The organism is Microbacterium sp. NPDC055683 (assembly GCF_053617895.1).
Genome location: NZ_JBSHGQ010000008.1, coordinates 1 through 17,655 on the forward strand (window position 1 = coordinate 1; position 17,655 = coordinate 17,655).

General features: G+C 72.8%; 19 protein-coding genes. 14 read left to right on the top strand and 5 right to left on the bottom strand.

What is annotated here, in order from left to right:
* The first annotated feature begins 196 nt into the window (after positions 1–196).
* The 5 genes from ACWGPF_RS05085 to ACWGPF_RS05105 are packed head-to-tail and all read left to right on the top strand — an operon-like array spanning position 197 to position 5,298.
* A complete protein-coding gene (locus ACWGPF_RS05085) occupies positions 197–1,162 on the top strand; it encodes a fumarylacetoacetate hydrolase family protein (RefSeq protein ID WP_452331792.1) in 966 nt (321 codons plus the stop codon).
* Entirely contained in the window at positions 1,159–2,148 is a 990-nt protein-coding gene (locus tag ACWGPF_RS05090) for a cyclase family protein (protein WP_452331793.1), read from the top strand. The genes ACWGPF_RS05085 and ACWGPF_RS05090 overlap by 4 nt, the downstream gene beginning before the upstream one ends.
* Positions 2,149–2,180: 32 nt before the next feature.
* Positions 2,181–3,314, top strand: coding sequence for an FAD-dependent monooxygenase (locus ACWGPF_RS05095; protein WP_452331794.1), 1,134 nt, complete (start codon positions 2,181–2,183; stop codon positions 3,312–3,314).
* Complete coding sequence (locus tag ACWGPF_RS05100) at positions 3,311–4,351, top strand: amidohydrolase family protein (protein WP_452331795.1); 1,041 nt, start codon at positions 3,311–3,313, stop codon at positions 4,349–4,351. Before ACWGPF_RS05095 ends, ACWGPF_RS05100 begins: the two co-directional genes overlap by 4 nt.
* A complete protein-coding gene (locus ACWGPF_RS05105; RefSeq protein WP_452331796.1) occupies positions 4,348–5,298 on the top strand; it encodes a fumarylacetoacetate hydrolase family protein in 951 nt (316 codons plus the stop codon). The genes ACWGPF_RS05100 and ACWGPF_RS05105 overlap by 4 nt, the downstream gene beginning before the upstream one ends.
* Before the next feature lie 36 nt (positions 5,299–5,334).
* On the opposite strand, the gene ACWGPF_RS05110 is transcribed toward ACWGPF_RS05105, so the two are convergent.
* Positions 5,335–6,543, bottom strand: coding sequence for a cobalamin-independent methionine synthase II family protein (locus tag ACWGPF_RS05110; protein ID WP_452331797.1), 1,209 nt, complete (start codon positions 6,541–6,543; stop codon positions 5,335–5,337).
* A gap of 185 nt (positions 6,544–6,728) precedes the next feature.
* On the opposite strand from ACWGPF_RS05110, the gene ACWGPF_RS05115 reads away from it, so the two are divergent.
* The 5 genes from ACWGPF_RS05115 (at position 6,729) to ACWGPF_RS05135 (ending at position 11,001) form a co-directional block, all read left to right on the top strand.
* Positions 6,729–7,475, top strand: coding sequence for a 3-oxoacid CoA-transferase subunit A (locus ACWGPF_RS05115; protein ID WP_452331798.1), 747 nt, complete (start codon positions 6,729–6,731; stop codon positions 7,473–7,475).
* Positions 7,472–8,119 carry a 3-oxoacid CoA-transferase subunit B gene (locus ACWGPF_RS05120; protein WP_452331799.1) on the top strand — a complete coding sequence of 216 codons (648 nt, stop codon included), beginning with the start codon at positions 7,472–7,474 and terminating at the stop codon, positions 8,117–8,119. Before ACWGPF_RS05115 ends, ACWGPF_RS05120 begins: the two co-directional genes overlap by 4 nt.
* Positions 8,116–9,282, top strand: a complete 1,167-nt coding sequence (locus ACWGPF_RS05125) for a thiolase family protein (protein ID WP_452331800.1) — start codon at positions 8,116–8,118, stop codon at positions 9,280–9,282. The genes ACWGPF_RS05120 and ACWGPF_RS05125 overlap by 4 nt, the downstream gene beginning before the upstream one ends.
* A 133-nt stretch (positions 9,283–9,415) precedes the next feature.
* Positions 9,416–10,174, top strand: coding sequence for an IclR family transcriptional regulator domain-containing protein (locus ACWGPF_RS05130; protein ID WP_452331864.1), 759 nt, complete (start codon positions 9,416–9,418; stop codon positions 10,172–10,174).
* 149 nt (positions 10,175–10,323) lie between these two features.
* Positions 10,324–11,001: a GNAT family N-acetyltransferase gene (locus ACWGPF_RS05135; RefSeq protein ID WP_452331801.1), complete on the top strand. Its 678-nt coding sequence runs from the start codon at positions 10,324–10,326 to the stop codon at positions 10,999–11,001.
* A 59-nt stretch (positions 11,002–11,060) separates the two neighbouring features.
* Here the strand turns inward: ACWGPF_RS05135 and ACWGPF_RS05140 are convergent, their stop codons facing one another.
* Positions 11,061–12,488, bottom strand: a complete 1,428-nt coding sequence (locus ACWGPF_RS05140; RefSeq protein WP_452331802.1) for an MFS transporter — start codon at positions 12,486–12,488, stop codon at positions 11,061–11,063.
* Positions 12,489–12,541: 53 nt separating this feature from the next.
* Between ACWGPF_RS05140 and ACWGPF_RS05145 the strand changes: the two genes are divergently transcribed.
* Positions 12,542–12,949: a hypothetical protein gene (locus tag ACWGPF_RS05145; RefSeq protein ID WP_452331803.1), complete on the top strand. Its 408-nt coding sequence runs from the start codon at positions 12,542–12,544 to the stop codon at positions 12,947–12,949.
* A gap of 1 nt (position 12,950) precedes the next feature.
* Here the strand turns inward: ACWGPF_RS05145 and ACWGPF_RS05150 are convergent, their stop codons facing one another.
* Positions 12,951–13,745 carry an LLM class flavin-dependent oxidoreductase gene (locus tag ACWGPF_RS05150; RefSeq protein ID WP_452331804.1) on the bottom strand — a complete coding sequence of 265 codons (795 nt, stop codon included), beginning with the start codon at positions 13,743–13,745 and terminating at the stop codon, positions 12,951–12,953.
* 93 nt (positions 13,746–13,838) lie between these two features.
* Between ACWGPF_RS05150 and ACWGPF_RS05155 the strand changes: the two genes are divergently transcribed.
* Positions 13,839–14,504 (top strand): YdeI/OmpD-associated family protein, encoded by a 666-nt coding sequence (locus ACWGPF_RS05155; RefSeq protein ID WP_452331805.1) that lies wholly within the window; start codon positions 13,839–13,841, stop codon positions 14,502–14,504.
* On the opposite strand, the gene ACWGPF_RS05160 is transcribed toward ACWGPF_RS05155, so the two are convergent.
* Entirely contained in the window at positions 14,493–14,984 is a 492-nt protein-coding gene (locus ACWGPF_RS05160) for a DUF2306 domain-containing protein (protein WP_345441149.1), read from the bottom strand. The genes ACWGPF_RS05155 and ACWGPF_RS05160 overlap by 12 nt on opposite strands.
* 76 nt (positions 14,985–15,060) lie before the next feature.
* Between ACWGPF_RS05160 and ACWGPF_RS05165 the strand changes: the two genes are divergently transcribed.
* Positions 15,061–15,708 carry a MerR family transcriptional regulator gene (locus ACWGPF_RS05165; protein ID WP_452331806.1) on the top strand — a complete coding sequence of 216 codons (648 nt, stop codon included), beginning with the start codon at positions 15,061–15,063 and terminating at the stop codon, positions 15,706–15,708.
* Positions 15,709–15,780: 72 nt separating this feature from the next.
* The gene (locus ACWGPF_RS05170; RefSeq protein WP_452331807.1) at positions 15,781–17,166 is read left to right on the top strand and encodes a glycine--tRNA ligase; all 1,386 of its coding nucleotides are present in this window, start codon (positions 15,781–15,783) and stop codon (positions 17,164–17,166) included.
* A gap of 53 nt (positions 17,167–17,219) precedes the next feature.
* Here the strand turns inward: ACWGPF_RS05170 and ACWGPF_RS05175 are convergent, their stop codons facing one another.
* Positions 17,220–17,645, bottom strand: a complete 426-nt coding sequence (locus tag ACWGPF_RS05175; protein WP_452331808.1) for a DUF1801 domain-containing protein — start codon at positions 17,643–17,645, stop codon at positions 17,220–17,222.
* Between the last annotated feature and the right edge of the window lie 10 nt (positions 17,646–17,655).

A 17,655-nucleotide genomic window follows, 5' to 3' on the forward strand; every position in this document is an offset into this window, starting at 1 on the left:
GATGCCGCCATCGACGGGGAACTCCGAGATGCCCGCACCGGGCGGCGGCGGCACGGTGTCGACGAAGACGACGCGCGCGACGCGCGCGGGCCGTGGGGGGGGCGCGCCCCCCCCCCCCGGGGCGCCCCCCCCCCGGGGCCCCCCCCCCCCCCCCCACCCCGCTGGCTCGCACCACCCCGACGATGAGGACAGGACGATGACGTCGCACGCACTCGACAACCGCTTCGCGCTCGCCCGCTACCGGGAGGGCGCGTCCGCGCGCCTCGGCCTGGTCGCGGGCGACCGCATCCGCCCCTTGGGCCCCGACGAGCTCGGCGCCCCCGATCTCAACGCGTTCCTCGCCGACGCGTTCGCCGGCTGGGAGCGCCTCGCCGCTCTCGTCGACGCAGACGGCCCGTGGCGTCCGCTCGCCGATGTGACGCTCACGGCTCCCGTCGAGCCGCGCCAGGTGCTGCAGACGGGCGCCAACTACCGCCAGCACGTCATCGAGCTCGTGGCGGCGGGGCTCACGAACAACACCGACCGCACGCCGGAGGAGGCGCGCGCGTTCGCCGCCGAGATGATGGACGAGCGGGCAGCTCACGGCGAGCCGTACTTCTTCATCGGGCTGCCCGCGTGCGTCGTGGGCGACGACGTGCCGCTCGCGCTCCCCGCATACAGCGAGGTGCACGACTGGGAGCTCGAGCTCGCCGTCGTCATCGGCCGCGAGGCGTTCCGCGTGTCGCGCGACGACGCGCTCGACCACGTCGCGGGCTACACGATCGTCAACGACATCACGACGCGCGACCTCGTGTTCCGGAAGGACATGAAGGAGATCGGCACCGACTGGTACCGCGCGAAGAACGCCCCGGGATTCCTCCCGACGGGGCCGTTCCTCGTGCCCGCCGGCCTCGTCGACGAGGCAGACGCCCGCGTGCGCCTCGAGCTCAACGGCCAGACGATGCAGGACTCCTCCACGAGCGATCTGCTCTTCGACATCCCCGCCCTCGTCTCCGCGGCGAGCCAGACGATGCCGCTGCTCCCCGGCGACCTGCTGCTCACGGGCAGCCCCGCGGGGAACGGCCAGCACTGGAAGAGGTTCCTGCAGGACGGCGACGTCATGACGGGGTCGATCGCCGGCCTCGGCGCCCAGGTCGTGCGCTGCGTGGCGGAGGGCGCATGAACCTCCACGACCCGGCCCTCATCGACCGCTCAGACCCGGCGGGCTACATCGCCGAGGCGGCGGAGGCCTACCGCAACTGGGGCCGCTGGGGCGAGGACGACCGCCTCGGCACCCTCAACCTCATCGGCGACGCCGAGCGCGCCCGCGCGGCCGCGCTCGTGCAGGAGGGGCGCGTCCTCTCGCTCGCGCAGTCGTTCGACATGGACGGTCCGCAGAGGGGATGGCGGCGCCGGACGAACCCCGTGCACACGATGCTCGACACGGGCACCGACGCCGAACGCGGCACGCAGGGCTTCCCGCACGGCATCGGCGGTGCGGACGACGTCATCGCCATGCCGCTGCAGTGCTCGACGCAGTGGGACGGGCTCGGCCACATCTTCGACCGCGGGATGGCCTGGAACGGGCGGCGCGCGGGCGACGTCGTCACGAGCGACGGCGACCTCGTGACCGGCATCGAGCACACCGCCGACCGCATCGTCGGGCGGGGCGTGCTCCTCGACCTCGGCGCGCACCTGCGCCCGGAGACGGGGGAGCTCGAGGACGGCTACGCCATCACCTCCGCCGACCTCGACGCGTGCATCGCCGCGCAGGGCGCGTCGAGCGCCGTCGGACGCGGCGACCTGATGCTCGTCCGCACGGGCCGCCTCTCCCGCGCCCGCCGGGAGGGATGGGGCGAGTACGCGGGCGGTCCGTCCGCCGGGCTCTCCGTCACGACGGCGGGATGGCTGCGCTCTCGCGACGTCGCGGCGGTCGCGACCGACACGTGGGGCTTCGAGGTGCGCCCCAACGAGTTCGACATCGCCTTCCAGCCGCTCCACCAGATCGCCATCCCGAACATGGGCCTGACGATCGGCGAGATGTGGGACCTCGACGCCCTCGCGCAGGCGTGCAGGGAACGGGGGCGATGGGAGTTCCTGCTCGTCGCCCCGCCGCTGCCCATCACGGGGGCCGTCGGCTCGCCCGTCAACCCGCTCGCCATCCTCTAGACACCCCCACCGAAAGAACGAGGAGGTTCTTCATGACCGCTGTGACGAAGGTCGCGATCGCCGGATGCGGCGCCGCCAGCCTGGCCGTGGCCATCCCGCTCGCCGAGGCGGGCGTCTCCGTCGACGTGTACGAGCTGAAGCCCGAGCTGTCGGCGCTCGGATCCGGCATCACCCTGCAGGGCAACGCGCTGCGCGCGCTCGGGCGCCTCGGCGTCTGGGAGCGGGCAGCCGCCGAGGGATACCCGTTCGAGGGCCTCACGCTGCGCGCGCCCGGCCCCGACGCGGCGGTCATCGCCGAGCTCCCCGAGGTGAAGACGGGCGGCCCTGACTTCCCCGCGTGCATGGGCATGTACCGCCCCGACCTCGCGCGCATCCTCGTCGAGCGCGCCGAATCGCTCGGCGTGCGCATCCACTTCGGCGCCAAGGTGACGGGCGTGCGCGAGACGGACGAGGGCGTGCTCGTCGACGTGGGGGGCGCCCCCGTCGGCGTGTTCGACCTGCTCGTCGGGGCGGACGGCCTGCACTCGACCGTGCGCGAGCTCATCGGCATCGAGACGCAGCCCGAGCACACCGGCATGGGCATCTGGCGCGCATTCGTGCCGCGCCCCACCGAGGTGACGCAGAGCCAGCTCTACTACGGCGGCCCCGCCTACATCGCGGGCTACACGCCCACGGGCGAGGACACCATGTACGCGTTCCTCGTGGAGGACGCGCAGGACCGCTTCGGCGTGAGCCCCGCCGAGGCCGTCGAGATCATGAGGGGCCTGTCGGCCGCCTACGGGGGGCCGTGGAACGCCGTCCGCGAGAGCCTGTCGGAGACGAGCCGCATCAACTACACGTGGTTCACGGCTCATGTGATCGACGGCGCCTGGAACCGCGGGCGCACGGTCGTGATCGGCGACGCCGCGCACAGCTGCCCTCCGACGGTCGCGCAGGGCGCCGCGCAGGCGATGGAGGACGGCATCGTGCTGGCTGAGCTGCTGCTCGCGGCCGATGTCGTCGACGGCGCCCTCTGGGATGCCTTCCACGCGCGCCGCGTGCCGCGCGCGACGGCGGTCGTGGAGGCGTCCGTCCAGCTCGGTCGGTGGCAGCTCGAGCACGACCGCGACGCCGACGCGGCCGGGCTCATCTTCGGCGTCTCGCAGCGGATGGCGCAGCCGGCATGAGCGGGCCGATCGACGTCCACGCCCATCTGCTGCTCCCCACGCTGCAGGACGAGGTGGCCCGCCGCGACCCGGAGGGGTTCGCCGCGGCGGGCGCCCTGGAGGCGCGGCGCAACGGGCCGGAGAGCCTCGCCGCGTCGGGGCGGATGATCGGCGCCCGCATCCCGCTCCTCACCGACGTCGCGGCGCGCGTCGCCGCGATGGACGAGCAGGGCGTCGCGGTGCAGTGGGTGAGCCCGTCTCCCAGCCACTACTACCCGTGGGCGGGCGAGGAGCTCGCCGTGTTCGCGGCCGTCGAGGCCAACGCCGCGATCGCCGCGCACGTCGCGCTGGCGCCCGACCGTCTCTCGGGCCTCGGGGTCGTGCCGCTGCAGCATCCGGCACGGCTCGTGGAGTGCCTCGACGACGCGCTCGCGCGGGGGCTCCTGGGTGTCGAGCTTTCGTCGGCGGCGGGCGACGTGGAGCTCTCCGACGAGCGCCTCGAGCCGTTCTGGGCGCGCGCGGAGGAGACCGGGGCCGTGCTCTTCCTCCATCCTTTCGGGTGCACGCTCGACGAGCGCCTCGACCGGTTCTACCTGTCCAACACGGTGGGGCAGCCGACCGAGAACGCCGTCGCGCTGTCGCATCTGATCTTCGCGGGCGTGCTCGACCGCCATCCGGGGCTGCGCATCGTCGCCGCCCACGGAGGCGGCTACCTGCCGACCGTGATCGGCCGCTCCGACAGGGCATGGGCCGTGCGGCCGGAGGCGCACGGGTGCGCGCAGGCGCCGTCGAGCTATCTGCGCCGGATCTGGTTCGACACCGTCGTGCACGACGCGGTCACCCTGCGCGCGCTCGTCGCGGTCGCAGGCCCCGAGCGCGTCGTCCTCGGCAGCGACTTCCCGTTCGACATGGGCCTCGACGATCCCGTCGCCTTCGTGCGCGACGCGGGCTTCGGCGACGACGTGCTCTCGGGCAACGCGGCGGCGCTCGCCGCAGGCGTGCGTGCGGGATCGGCAGGGATCGCGGGCACGCAGCGGATGGCGGAGGCCGGCGCATGAGGATCGGCCGCTGGACGCGCGACGGGCGCGCAGAGGACGGCTTCATCGAGGCGGACGGCGTCGTGCCGTTCGCCGACGGCCTGACGGTCGCCGAGGTGCTCTCCGCCGGCCTCGCCGCACTTCCTGGCCTGCGCGAGCGCTCGGGCCATCCGGTCGCGGGCCTCGACGGGGTGGCGCTGCGCGCGCCGCTCGACCCCGCGACGGTGCGCGACTTCGTCGCGTTCGAGGAGCACGTCGAGGGCGTGAGCGCCTCGGTCGACGGGAAGAGCGAGGTCGTGCCGGAGTGGTACGAGGCGCCGACCTTCTACTTCACGAACCCGCACACGATCGCGGGGCCGGGCGACACGATCGCCCCGCCCGTGACGGCGCGGCTCGACTTCGAGCTCGAGGTCGCGGCCGTGCTGGGGGTCGAGGGGGCGAACCTCACGGCCGACGAGGGCGAGGCGGCGATCTTCGGGTACACGATCATGAACGACTGGTCGGCCCGCGACCTGCAGTCGCGCGAGATGAAGGTGCGCCTGGGCCCCTGCAAGGGCAAGGACTTCGCGACGAGCCTCGGTCCGTGGATCGTCACGGCTGACGAGCTCGCGCCGTTCCGCGACGCCGACGGGTTCCTCGCGCTGCGCGCCGAGGTCTCGGTCAACGGCGAGCGGTACGGCGAGGACCTCGTCTCGAACATGGGATGGCCCTTCGGCGAGCTCGTCGCCTATGCCTCGCGCAATGCGCGCGTCGTGCCCGGCGATGTGCTCGGCTCGGGGACGGTCGGGAACGGCGGCTGCCTCGGCGAGCTGTGGGGGCGCGGCAGCACCCTTCCGCCGCTCGCCGAGGGCGACGAGGTGCGCATGTCGGTCGAGGGCATCGGCGAGCTCTTCGGGGTCGTCGGCGCCGCCGCGTCGGCCCCCGCCATCCCCCGCGCCCGGGTGCGGAGCCGCGCGCGCACGCGCTGACCCGCCGCGAGCGCGCCCGCGCGCGTCGACCCGGCGTCAGATCCGTGTCGCGGCGATGCGGGCGCCCTCGCCGAGCGAGGCGAGCTTCGCCCAGGCGATCTGCTCGTGCACGCGGCCGCCCAGGCCGCAGTCCGTCGCGGCGATGACACGCTCGGGGCCGACGATGCGCGCGAAGCGCTCGATGCGCTGGGCGACGAGCTCGGGGTGCTCGACGAGGTTCGAGGAGTGGCCGACGACTCCCGGCACGAGCACGAGGTCGTCGGGGAGGAGGCCCGCGTTCTCCTCCCACACGGCCCACTCGTGCTCATGGCGGGGGTTGGCCGCCTCGAACGAGATCTGGCCGACCTTCGCGCCGAGCACCGTCCGGAGGATGTGCCGCAGCTCGATGTCGGTCGTGTGGGGGCCGTGCCACGATCCCCAGCACAGGTGCAGGCGCACGCGCTCCTTCGGCAGCCCCTCGATGGCCGCGTTGATCGCGTCGATGCGGATCTGCGTGAAGGCGAGGTAGTCCTCGACGCTCGGCTCGGGGTTGATCTGGTCCCAGTTCTCGGCGAGCGACGGGTCGTCGAGCTGCAGGACGAGGCCGGCGTCGACGATCGCGCGGTACTCCTCTGCGAGGGCGGCGCCCCAGGCGTCGATGTGCGCCTGCTCGTCGGGGTAGAAGTCGTTGCGGACGCGCGCAGCGGACCCCGGCGCGATGGCCGTGAGGAACCCGGTCTCGCCGTCGTCGAGCGCTCCGCGCAGGGCCGCGATGTCGGCGGCTGCCGCCCCCTGGCCGCGGTACGAGAGCGCCGACGTCGTGGTGGGGAAGGCCGTCGCGCCCTTCCCGGTCTCGACGCCGTGCTCGGGGTCGGCGTAGGCCTCGGCGAACGCCTGCCGGTCGCGCCGGTCGAGGAACGAGGTGAGGCGGATGGCCCCGGGCTCCGAGCGCCGCGGCGGCTCGTTGAACGCGTTGACCTCCGTGAGCGAGAGGCCGTTCACGCGCTGGAACGAGTAGCCCCACCAGGCGCCGTAGTCGACGGGGCTCGACATCGCCTTGCCGAACTCGCCGTCGCCGGGCTGCGTGATGCCCACCTCGCGCTGGCGCTCGACGACGTCGCGGACGGCCTCGGCGACGAGCTCCTCGTACTCGGGTGTCGTCGCGAGCGTGAAGCCGTCGTCCTCGAAGGTGCGCGCGGAGTTGGCCTCGATGAGGGCCTTCGTGCGCGGCAGGCTGCCGGCGGTCGTCGTCTCGATGGTCGTCATGCTGCACAGCTCCTCGCCACGGGGAGCGCCCCCGCCTCCGCGACGCTACCCCGTGCGCCCCGTTCGCTCCGCATCGGGTGTCGAACAGTGACGGATGGCTCGGGCTGGCGCGCGGACGGTGCACGCGCTAGAGTATGCGTATAGCGAACGTACGTTCGCAGAACGAACATCAGCGAGGAGGCCGGATGATCGACAAGACCGTCGCGGGCGTCGAGGACGCCGTCGCGGGGATCGAAGACGGCGCGACCGTCATGATCGGCGGCTTCGGGCGCGCGGGGCAGCCCGTCGAGCTCATCGACGCGCTCATCGCCCATGGCGCGACCGACCTCACGATCGTGAACAACAACGCGGGCAACGGCGACACCGGTCTCGCCGCGCTCCTCGCCGCGCGGCGCGTGCGCCGGATCATCTGCTCCTTCCCTCGCCAGAGCGACTCGTGGGTCTTCGACGGCCTCTATCGCGCCGGGGAGATCGAGCTCGAGCTCGTGCCGCAGGGCAACCTCGCCGAGCGCATCCGCGCGGCGGGCGCCGGCATCGGCGCCTTCTTCAGCCCCACGGGCGTCGGCACAGAGCTCGCGGAGGGCAGGGAGCAGCGCGAGATCGACGGCCGCTCCTACGTGCTCGAGTACCCCATCCGGGCGGATGTCGCCCTCGTCAGCGCCTACCGCGCCGACCGATGGGGAAACCTCGTCTTCCGGGAGACGGCACGCAACTTCGGCCCCATCATGGCGACGGCGGCCACCACGACGATCGTGCAGGTCGACGAGGTCGTGCCGCTCGGTTCGCTCGATCCCGAGACCGTCGTCACGCCGGGCATCTTCGTCGACCGCGTCGTCGCGGTCGGTGAGCGCGCGTGGCTGCAGGACGGCGTCTTCGTCGGAGGCGTGAGCATCGAGGGCGCCCCGATCGGCGCCGAGGAGGGAGCGCAGTGACCACCCGCATCAGCCGCGACGAGCTCGCCGCCCGCATCGCGGCGGACATCCCGGAGGGCTCGTTCGTGAACCTCGGCATCGGGGCGCCGACCCTCGTGGCGAACTTCCTCCCGGCCGACGAGGAGATCATCCTCCACACCGAGAACGGCCTGCTCGGCATGGGAGCCGCTCCCGAGCCCGGCCGCGTCGACCCCGACCTCATCAACGCCGGGAAGCAGCCCGTCACGGCTCTGCCGGGAGCGGCGTACTTCCACCATGCCGACTCGTTCGCCATGATGCGCGGTGGTCATCTCGACGTGTGCGTCCTCGGGGCGTTCCAGGTGTCGCAGACGGGCGACCTCGCGAACTGGTCGACGGGAGCGCCCGGCGCCATCCCCGCCGTCGGCGGCGCCATGGACCTCGCCATCGGAGCCAAGCAGGTGTTCGTCATGACCGACCTGCTCACGAAGCAGGGCGCATCGAAGCTCGTGGCGTCGTGCACCTACCCGCTCACGGGCGTCGGATGCGTGACGCGCGTGTACACCGATCACGCGGTCTTCGACGTGGCGGATGGCCGCTTCCGTATCCGCGAGCTGTTCGGAGACAACACGGTCGCGGGGCTCGAAGCCCTCACCGGCCTCGACCTGGAGGAGAAGGACGCATGACCGCGAGCTTCGTCTACGACGCCGTCCGCACCCCGTTCGGCCGCGCAGCCGGCGCGCTCTCGGGCGTGCGTCCCGACGACCTCGCCGCTGTCGTGATGCGCGCCGCCGTGGAGCGCACGGGGCTCGACCCCGCGCTCATCGACGACGTGATCTTCGGCGACGCGAACCAGGCGGGAGAGGACAACCGCAATGTCGCGCGCTTCGGCGCGCTGCTCGCCGGCTTCCCCGTCTCGGTGCCCGGTGTGACCGTCAACCGCCTGTGCGGCTCGTCGGTCGAGGCCGTCATCCAGGGGTCGCGCGCCATCGAGGCGGGCGACGACCGCATCGTGCTCGCGGGCGGCGTGGAGTCGATGAGCCGGGCGCCGTTCGTCGTCGAGAAGTCGGCGAAGGCGTGGCCCGCCGTCGGCAACCAGACGCTCTGGAACACGTCGATCGGGTGGCGGATGGTCAACCCCGCGCTCCCCGCGCAGTGGACGATCTCGAACGGCGAGAGCGCGGAGCTCCTCGCCGAGATCCACGGGATCTCGCGCGAGGAGCAGGACGCCTTCTCCGTGCGCAGCCACGAACTCGCCGCGCGGGCATGGGCCGAGGGCGCATACGACGACGAGATCGTGCAGGTGGAGGGCCATGAGCTCGCCCGCGACGAGGGCATCCGCGACGGGTCGACGGTCGAGAGGCTCGCCGGCCTGAAGCCGCTGTTCAAGAAGGACGGCACCGTCACGGCCGCGAACTCGTCGTCGATCAACGACGGCGCCTCCGCCGTGCTGCTGGGCGGCGAGGGCGCGCTCGAGGCGGAGCCGCTCGCCCGCATCGCCGGCCGCGGCGTGTTCGGCAACGAGCCGCACCTGTTCGGCGTCGCACCCGTGGAGGCGGCGAACATCGCGCTGCGGCGCGCAGGGCGCACGTGGGCCGACGTCGACGTCGTCGAGCTCAACGAGGCGTTCGCGTCGCAGAGCCTCGCGTGCATCCGCCAGTGGGACGTGGACCCCGAGCGGGTCAACATCCACGGCGGCGCGATCGCGATCGGACATCCCCTGGGGGCGTCGGGCGGCCGCATCATCGGCCACGCCGCGCACGAGCTGAAGCGGCGCGGCGGGGGAGTGGCGGTCGCCGCCCTCTGTATCGGCGTCGGCCAGGGGCTCGCGGTCGTCCTCGAGCGGTAGTGCGGACACAGCGCAGGAGTTCCGCGGCCGTCAGCGCGTTCATCCCGCGGTACGACGCGGATCGCGTGCGCGCGCTGACGCCCCGGGGTCTCGGACTCCTGCGCTGTGCTCGGGGTAGGGTCGCGAGGTGAGCATGAGCGAGCCCGACGACGCGCGCGGCGACTTCGTCCAGTCCTTCGCCCGCGGTCTCGCGGTCATCCGCTGCTTCGACGCGGACCATCCGCGTCTCACTCTCAGCGAGGTCGCCGCGCGCGCCGGCATCACGCGCGCGGCGGCCAGGCGGTTCCTGCTGACGCTCGAGAGCCTCGGCTACGTGCGCGGCACGGGGCGCGAGTTCGCGCTCACGCCCCGCGTTCTCGAGCTCGGCTTCAGCTACCTGTCGGCGCTGTCGCTGCCAGAGGTCGTGCAGCCGCACCTCGAGCGGCTCTCGCAGGAGGTCGACGAGAGCGTGTCGGCCGCCGTGCTCGACGGCGGCGACATCGTGTACGTCGCACGTGTCCCCACGCGGCGGATCATGAGCGTCGGCATCACGATCGGCACCCGGTTCCCGGCGTATGCGACGAGCATGGGGCGCGTGCTGCTCGCGGGGCATCCCGACGCCATTCCCGAGGCGCCCGTGTCTCCCGCGACGGGGGAGCAGATGGACAGGGACGCTCTGCGACGGGCGATCGCGCGGGCGGCGGACGACGGCTTCGCCATCGTCGACGGCGAGCTCGAGCAGGGCGTGCGGTCGATCGCGGCGCCCGTCCACGATCGTGACGGCCGCGTGATGGCGGCCGTGAACGTGTCGACGGCGAAGTCGCGCGTGAGTGGGGAGGCGCTCGAGAGCGAGATCCGCCCCCTGCTGCTCGCGACGACCGCCGCGATCGACGCCGAGCTGCGCCACCTGTAGTCGCGCGGTCAGCGGGATTCGGCGCGGACGGGGGAGCTCCCGCGCGGGGTGGACTGGCTCGTGCGGCGCCGCCGGTCGCGCATGCCGAGGCCGTCGCAGCGGGTGCAGGGAGATGTCGTCTCGTCCGCCCGGGCGGTTACGCTGGCTCCGTGCGTGAGATTCGTGATCTGGACACCGTCGAGCTGATTCTTGAGGCGCAGGGCATCTTCGATGCCATCCGCGGCACCCGCGTGATCGACGCGGGCACGATGCGCGCACTGCAGCAGTCGGGCAACTACGTCACCGGCTATTTCGATGACGGGCGGATGGTCGGGGCCTCGGTCGGGTTCTTCGGTGCGCCGGACGACCGCGCCATGCACTCGCACATCACGGCACTGCTGCCCGAGTTTCGCGGGCGCGGATGGGGCCGCGAGTTGAAGGAGCATCAGCGCCAGTGGGCGCTGCGCCGAGGGGTCGGCAACATCACGTGGACGTTCGACCCGCTCGTCGCGCGCAATGCGCGGTTCTATCTGGGTGTGCTCGGCGCGCGTGTGACGAGCTACGTCGTGAACCAGTACGGCATCTTCGGCGGCGGCGACGCGGGCGACGAGTCGGACCGCCTCGACGTGAAGTGGGCGCTCGCCGATCTCGCTCGCACCCCTGCCGACGCTGATGTCGTCGCGACGCTCGAGATCCCCGAGGATGTCGAGGCGCTGCGCGAGAGCGACCCGGCCGCCGCGCACGAGTGGCGTATGCGCGTGCGTCGCGAGATGGCCGTGCTCACGGGGCGCGGCCTGCGCCTGGCCGGCTTCGCCCCCGGACGCGGGTACCTGTTCACGGAAGCCTGAACCGGGTCCTTATTCGCCACGTCGGCCTCCCGGGCACTCGACCGTGCCCCGCGCCCGGCTCAGCCCGGCAGCGACGGGTGCGGCTCCGTGGAGCGCTGGCGCGGGATGAAGAGCGACAGCACGACGGCGACGGCCCCCGCGGCGATCGCGAGCCAGAAGCACACCTCGAATGCCGCGCGGGTCGGGATGGTCGCGCCGTCGACGTCGATGCTCATGGCCGCGAGCACGCCGCCCATCACCGCGGAGGCGCTCGAGGTGCCGACCGAGCGGAAGAGCGCGTTGAGCCCGTTCGACGCTCCCGTCTCGTTCGCGGGGACCGCGCGCATGATGATCATCGGCATGGCCGCGAACGTGAACCCGATCCCGACGCCGATGAGGATGTTCGCCACGAGGATGTGCCACACCTCGGTCGACCACAGCAGCACGAACACGTAGGCGAGCACGATCGCCGCGGCGCCGCCCGTGAAGAGAGGGCGCGGCCCGATCGTGCGCTCGAGCCAGCCAGACAGCGGCGAGATGACCATCATGACGAGGCCCGCGGGCATGACGACGAACGCCGCGGCGATCATGTCGAGGCCGAACCCCGACCCCGTCTCGACGGGCAGCTCGAGCAGCTGCGGGAAGGTGACGTTCGACGAGAACAGGGCGAAGCCCATCCCGATCGCGGCGACGTTCGTGAAGAGCACGGCGGGGCGCGCGGCGACCCGCAGATCGAGCAGCGGGTCGCTCGCGCGCAGCTGGTAGACGCCCCACACGAGCAGGACCACGACGCCGCCGACCACGCAGGCGAGCGCGGCGGGAGACGCCCACCCCCACTCCGCGCCGCGGGAGACGAACAGCAGGATGCCGGTGAGGCCGACCGCGAGGCCGATCGCGCCCACGATGTCGAGACGACCGGGGGAGCGGAGGATGTCCTCCGGCACGAAGAGGACCACGAGCGCGAACCCGACGACTCCCAGCCCGGCGGCGAGCCAGAACAGACTGTGCCAGTCGGCGTTCTGGGCGAGGTATGCCGCCAGAGGCATGCCGACGGCGCCGCCGACGCCCATGGTCGCGCTCATGAGCGCCACGGCCGTGCCGAGCCGCTCGGGAGGCAGCACGTCGCGCATGATCGCGATGCCGAGGGGGATGACCCCCGTCACGCCGCCCTGCAGCGCGCGCCCGATGATGACGCCGACGATCGAGCCCGACAGCGCGGCGATGAGCGAGCCGACGACGAGCAGGGCGAGCAGCACGATGACGACGCGCCGCTTGCCGTACATGTCGCCGAGGCGCCCGGAGATGGGCGTCGCCACCGCGGCCACGAGGAGCGTGATCGTCACGACCCAGGTCGTGTCCTCGCGCGAGGCGTCGAGCAGCGCGGGCAGCTCGGCCTGCAGCGGCACGACGAGCGTGAACATGAACGACGAGCACAGTCCCGCGAACGCGAGGACGGCGACGGTGAGCCACCGCGGCGGCCTTCGGGAGAGTGTGGCGCGCCGGTTCATCCCCTCCAGGCTAACGGTGCCCGCCGACACCGGCTCCGCGTACCGTGGGAGGCATGATCGGCCCCGACTGGATTCCGCACCACCGCGCCTCGGATCGCGAGCTGGTGGGATGGCTGCGTCCTGCCGACGAGGGATGGGTCGCGATCTCGCTCTTCGGCGCGGACCTCACCGGGCCCGTGGACTGGGATGAGGCGGAGGCGCTCCTCGAGGAGCAGGGGCTCTCGTGGATGGCCGACGTCTGGCTGCTGCGGGGCGACGACGGGCGCGACATCCGCGTGAGGCTCGTCGAGTTCGCCCCCGATCGACTCCGCGACGACGGCACCGTGGAGGCCGGGCGGGTCGTCGTGAAGACCGACGACTTCGGCGCCATCGACGTGCCGTACCGTCTCATCGATCTGCCGTGGCCGCCGCCGTCGACGCTGCGGCCGCTGAGCAAGGGCAGCGGCGGCGCACTCGCCTGACTCAGCCGATCGCGCCGAGGAACGCCCGCGGATCAGGGGCGTCGCCCGGGGCCTGGATGGCGACGGCGTCGGCGCCCGCCTCGGCCAGCTCGCCCACGCGGTCGGCGATCTGCTGCGCCACGGCGCCCGCACGCGGGTCGATCTCGGTGAACGTGCGCACGAGGGTGCGGCCGGGGCGCCCCGACGCCGCGCGCCCCTCGTCGACGATCGCGCGGGCGTCGCGCACGGTCTGCCCGCCCGTGACGGTGTCGAGCAGCACGGAGTCGCCGATCTCGCCCGCGAGCCGCAGCGTCTTCGGCCCGCGCGCGCCGATCGTGATCTCCGGCGCGGCCGCGGGCGGCCATCCGAGGCGCACGTCGGAGAGGGACACGTAGCGGCCGGCGACGTCGACCGTGTCGCCGTCGAGCAGCGTCCGCACCGCCGTCACGTACTCGCGGAGCAGTGTGAGGGGTGAGGCGACGCGCGCGCCGACCTGGCCCATCCAGTCGAGCACGCCGTGCCCGAACCCGGCCACGAAGCGGCCGGGGGCGAGGCGCTCGAGCGTCGCGATCTCCATCGCCGCGAGCGCGGGGTTCCGCAGCGGCACGGGCAGCAGACCGATGCCGACGCGGACGCGCGAGGTCGACGCGAGTGCCGCGGCGGATGTCGTGAGCCCGCCCTCCTGGAAGCAGTCCTCCCACAGCCACAGCTCGGCGACGCCCGCGTCGTCGACCGCGCGCGCGACGGCCACGAGCTCCTCCGGCGGCGATTGCGGACGGAAGACGATGCCGACGAGGGGCGACGATGCCGAGGTCATGGCCCCATCGTGCCATCAGGGCCCGACATCGGGGAGGGACGGCCGCGCACGGCGACGCCGCGCGATGTCGCCGGCCCGTGCCATCCTGGTCGCGTGACGACGCAGGGGCCGGGCACTCCCGGCGGGACAGCCGAGCGGCCGGCCGTGTTCTTCCGCGACGCGGCCGAGTTCCGGGCGTGGCTGGAGCAGAACCACGACACCGCGACGGAGCTGTGGATGGGCCTGCGGCTCGCCCACGTCGCCGACCGCGGCCTGACGTGGGCGGACGCCGTCGTCGAGGCGCTCTGCTTCGGATGGATCGACTCCGTCTCGCAGCCGGTCGACGCGGACGCGCGCCGCCAGCGGTGGACGCCGCGCACGGCACGCAGCACGTGGTCGCTCGTCAACATCGCCCACGTCGAGCGGCTGCTCGCGGAGGGACGCATGCATCCGGCGGGCATCGCGGCGTTCGAGCGCCGCACCGAGGCGCGCTCCGGCACCTACTCGCACGAGAACCCTGAGGTCGAGATCGCGGAGGCGCAGCAGCGTGTCATCGACGCGTCGCCCGCCGCCGTCGCGTTCCTCGCCGCCGCGACGCCGGGCTACCGCAGGGCGGTGCGCCACTGGATCGTGTCGGCGAAGCAGGAGGCGACGCGCGACCGCCGGGCGCGCCAGCTCGTCGAGGACTGCGAAGCGGGCCGCCTCATCCCGCCCCAGCGTCCCGGTGGCACGCCCGCGTGGCTCGCCCGCGCGGCCGCGGCGGCGGCCTCAGCGGGGTGAGGCTGACGGCGCCCGCTGCCCGCGGCCGAGGAGCACCAGCACGACCACGATCCACGCGGTCGCCGCCACGGCGACCGCCGCCGCGGTTCCCCAGAGCGCGGCGGGGTCGGAGATCGCCAGCGACGGCAGGTAGCGTCCCGGCACGAGCGCGGCGAACGCGCCGGCCGCCACCGCACCCGCCCACGAGCCCACCATGTTGCCGATGTGGGAGGCGATGCGGCGACGTCGGATCGCGATCACTCCGAGCGTCGTCGTCGCGAACGTGAACACGGCGAGGGCGTGGAACAGCGTCAGTCCGCCGCTGAGCGAGTAGATGAACATGCCGCTCACGCACACGAGGTACATCATCACGACGAACGTGCGCCCGATCACGCGATGGGCGGCATCCCTGCGGCGCCGGAGGATGTTGACCGGGCCCAGCAGCACGACGAACGACGCCGCGACGGCGTGCACAGGGATGGCCAGCGCGTGGATCTCCATAGCGCAAAGATAGAGGCACTATCCGATGGGTGCATCCTGGATAGCGGAGGCGCCCGCATCGATCCGAGGAGTCACGATGAAGCTCTCCGAGCTGTCGCTCAGGAGCGGTGCGTCCGTCCCGACGCTGAAGTACTGGATGCGCGAGGGCATCCTCCCGCCGGGAGCGCTGCGGAACCAGACCACCGCCGTCTACGACGAGCGGCACCGGGAGCGGGTCGCCCTCATCCGGACGCTGCGCGAGGACTTCGACCTGCCCATCGTGCGCATCCGCCGCCTCGTCTCGCTCATCGACGACCCGGGCGTCCCGCTCCTCGACGTCATGCAGGAGTGCCAGCTCATCGCGGTCGGGCTCGCACCGGGCGGCGACGGCGACGACTCCGGCCCCGTGAGGTCGGTCATCCGCGACCTGGGATGGCCGGATGCGGCGAGCATCGCCAGGGACGCCCTCGCCTCCGCGCTCGACGACGCGGTGCGCGCGGGCGTGCCGTTCTCGACGGAGACGCTCACGGCCTACGGGCGTGCCCTCGCGCCCTTCGCGGCCGCAGACATCGCCGTCATCCACCCCGAAGGATCGCGCGACGCGGTCGCGCGGGGGCTCCTCCGCGGGGCCGCGGCGCAGGCGCGTGTGCTGCTCGCCATGAACCAGCTCGCGCACACCTCGGAGGCCATCCGTCGCACCCGCGGGCGCGGCCCCGCGCCCGCGTCTCCGAGCGCCGACGACTAGGATTGCTGGCGATGCCCGCGCGCCTCGCGCGGCCGCGCATCGCCATCCCCCTTTCCGACCATTGGAGCCACCGTGGCCGAGCAGTCCCGCCTCGACAAAGTCATCGCCCTCGCCCGTCATCGCGGGTTCGTCTTCCAAGCGGGCGAGATCTACGGCGGGTCGAGGTCGGCGTGGGACTACGGCCCCCTCGGCACCGAGCTCAAGGAGAACGTCCGCCGCCAGTGGTGGCAGACGTTCGTGCGCGGGCGCGGCGACATGGTCGGCCTCGACTCGTCGATCATCCTGCCCTCGAAGGTGTGGGAGGCGTCGGGCCACGTCGCGACGTTCACCGACCCCCTCGTCGAGTGCCTGCAGTGCCACAAGCGCCACCGTGAGGACCACCTCGTGGAGGCGTACGAGGCGAAGAAGGGCCGCGCGCCGGAGAACGGGATGGCCGACATCGTCTGCCCCGACTGCGGCACGCGCGGCCAGTGGACCGAGCCGAAGTCGTTCTCGGGTCTCGTGAAGACGTACCTCGGCGTCGTCGACGACGAGTCGTCGCTGTACTACCTGCGCCCCGAGACCGCGCAGGGCATCTTCGTGAACTTCGCCAACGTCGTCACGGCGGCCCGCAAGAAGCCGCCGTTCGGCGTGGGCCAGGTCGGCAAGGCGTTCCGCAACGAGATCACGCCGGGCAACTTCATCTTCCGCACGCGCGAGTTCGAGCAGATGGAGATCGAGTACTTCACTCCGCCCGCCGAGGCGCCGGAGTGGTTCGAGCACTGGGTCGACGCCTGCTGGAACTGGTTCGTCGACCTCGGCATCGACCCCGCGCACATGCGCAAGTTCGACGTGCCCGACGGCGAGCGGGCGCACTACTCCGACCGGACGATCGACGTCGAGTACGACTTCGGCTTCGCAGGCAAGGGCTGGGGCGAGCTCATGGGCATTGCCAACCGCACCGACTTCGACCTGTCGAACCACATCGCGCACTCGGGGTCGAACCTGGCGTTCTTCGACCAGGCCTCCGGCGAGAAGTACGTGCCGTACGTCATCGAGCCCTCGTTCGGCCTCACCCGCTCGATGATGGCGTTCCTCGTCGACGCATACCACGAGGAGGAGGTGCCGAACGCGAAGGGCGGCGTCGACACCCGCACGGTGCTGAAGCTCGACCCCCGCCTCGCGCCCGTGAAGGCCGCCGTGCTGCCGCTGTCGCGCAACGAGCGCCTCTCGCCCCTCGCCCGCGAGGTCGCCGACACCCTGCGCGCCTCGTGGAACGTCGACTTCGACGACGCCGGCGCGATCGGCCGGCGCTACCGCCGTCAGGACGAGATCGGCACGCCGTTCTGCGTCACGGTCGACTTCGACTCGCTCGACGACCAGGCCGTCACCGTGCGCGACCGCGACACGATGGGCCAGGAGCGCGTCCCGCTCTCGGGGCTCCACGCCTATCTCGCGGAGCGTCTGCGCGGCGCCTGACGCCGTCCGCCGAGCGCCCCGCCCCGGAGATCCGGGGCGGGGCGCTCGGCGTCTCAGGCCGTGACCTCGATGGTCATCCCGTCGGCGCCGCCCGCCTCCGCCCAGACGAGCGATCGGCGCAGGACGCCGCGCAGCACCTCGACGTCGACCTCGGCGAGCCGCGGGAGGTAGAGGCATCCCGCGCCCGTCGTGTGCGGACCGAGGTCCGCGAGCGTCGCGGCGTGGGCGCCGGCGCCGTCGAGCAGGTAGAGGGTCGTCGCCGCCTTCCGCGGCGCGAACGACAGCAGGGGGCTCTCGCCCTCCGTGCCGGTCGGGTATCGATAGCGGCACGCGCCGAAGCCGACGATCGTGCCCCACAGCACGGGCTCGCGACCCGACGCCTCCCGCATGAGGTCGACGAGGACGAGCGCATCGTCGCGCCTCCTCGCCGGCTGCACGCCGGCGATGAACGCGAACGGGTCTCCTCCGGAGGGCTTCATGACCCGAGCA

Bases quoted from the DNA above. Each gene is read 5' to 3' on its own strand.
- ACWGPF_RS05090 (WP_452331793.1), top strand. From the start codon at position 1,159: ATGAACCTCCACGACCCGGCCCTCATCGACCGCTCAGACCCGGCGGGC.
- ACWGPF_RS05130 (WP_452331864.1), top strand. From the start codon at position 9,416: ATGAGCGAGCCCGACGACGCGCGCGGCGACTTCGTCCAGTCCTTCGCC.
- ACWGPF_RS05150 (WP_452331804.1), bottom strand. From the start codon at position 13,745: ATGACCTCGGCATCGTCGCCCCTCGTCGGCATCGTCTTCCGTCCGCAA.
- ACWGPF_RS05095 (WP_452331794.1), top strand. From the start codon at position 2,181: ATGACCGCTGTGACGAAGGTCGCGATCGCCGGATGCGGCGCCGCCAGC.
- ACWGPF_RS05125 (WP_452331800.1), top strand. From the start codon at position 8,116: ATGACCGCGAGCTTCGTCTACGACGCCGTCCGCACCCCGTTCGGCCGC.
- ACWGPF_RS05175 (WP_452331808.1), bottom strand. From the start codon at position 17,645: ATGAAGCCCTCCGGAGGAGACCCGTTCGCGTTCATCGCCGGCGTGCAG.
- ACWGPF_RS05165 (WP_452331806.1), top strand. From the start codon at position 15,061: ATGAAGCTCTCCGAGCTGTCGCTCAGGAGCGGTGCGTCCGTCCCGACG.
- ACWGPF_RS05105 (WP_452331796.1), top strand. From the start codon at position 4,348: ATGAGGATCGGCCGCTGGACGCGCGACGGGCGCGCAGAGGACGGCTTC.
- ACWGPF_RS05115 (WP_452331798.1), top strand. From the start codon at position 6,729: ATGATCGACAAGACCGTCGCGGGCGTCGAGGACGCCGTCGCGGGGATC.
- ACWGPF_RS05110 (WP_452331797.1), bottom strand. From the start codon at position 6,543: ATGACGACCATCGAGACGACGACCGCCGGCAGCCTGCCGCGCACGAAG.
- ACWGPF_RS05085 (WP_452331792.1), top strand. From the start codon at position 197: ATGACGTCGCACGCACTCGACAACCGCTTCGCGCTCGCCCGCTACCGG.
- ACWGPF_RS05145 (WP_452331803.1), top strand. From the start codon at position 12,542: ATGATCGGCCCCGACTGGATTCCGCACCACCGCGCCTCGGATCGCGAG.
- ACWGPF_RS05100 (WP_452331795.1), top strand. From the start codon at position 3,311: ATGAGCGGGCCGATCGACGTCCACGCCCATCTGCTGCTCCCCACGCTG.
- ACWGPF_RS05140 (WP_452331802.1), bottom strand. From the start codon at position 12,488: ATGAACCGGCGCGCCACACTCTCCCGAAGGCCGCCGCGGTGGCTCACC.
- ACWGPF_RS05160 (WP_345441149.1), bottom strand. From the start codon at position 14,984: ATGGAGATCCACGCGCTGGCCATCCCTGTGCACGCCGTCGCGGCGTCG.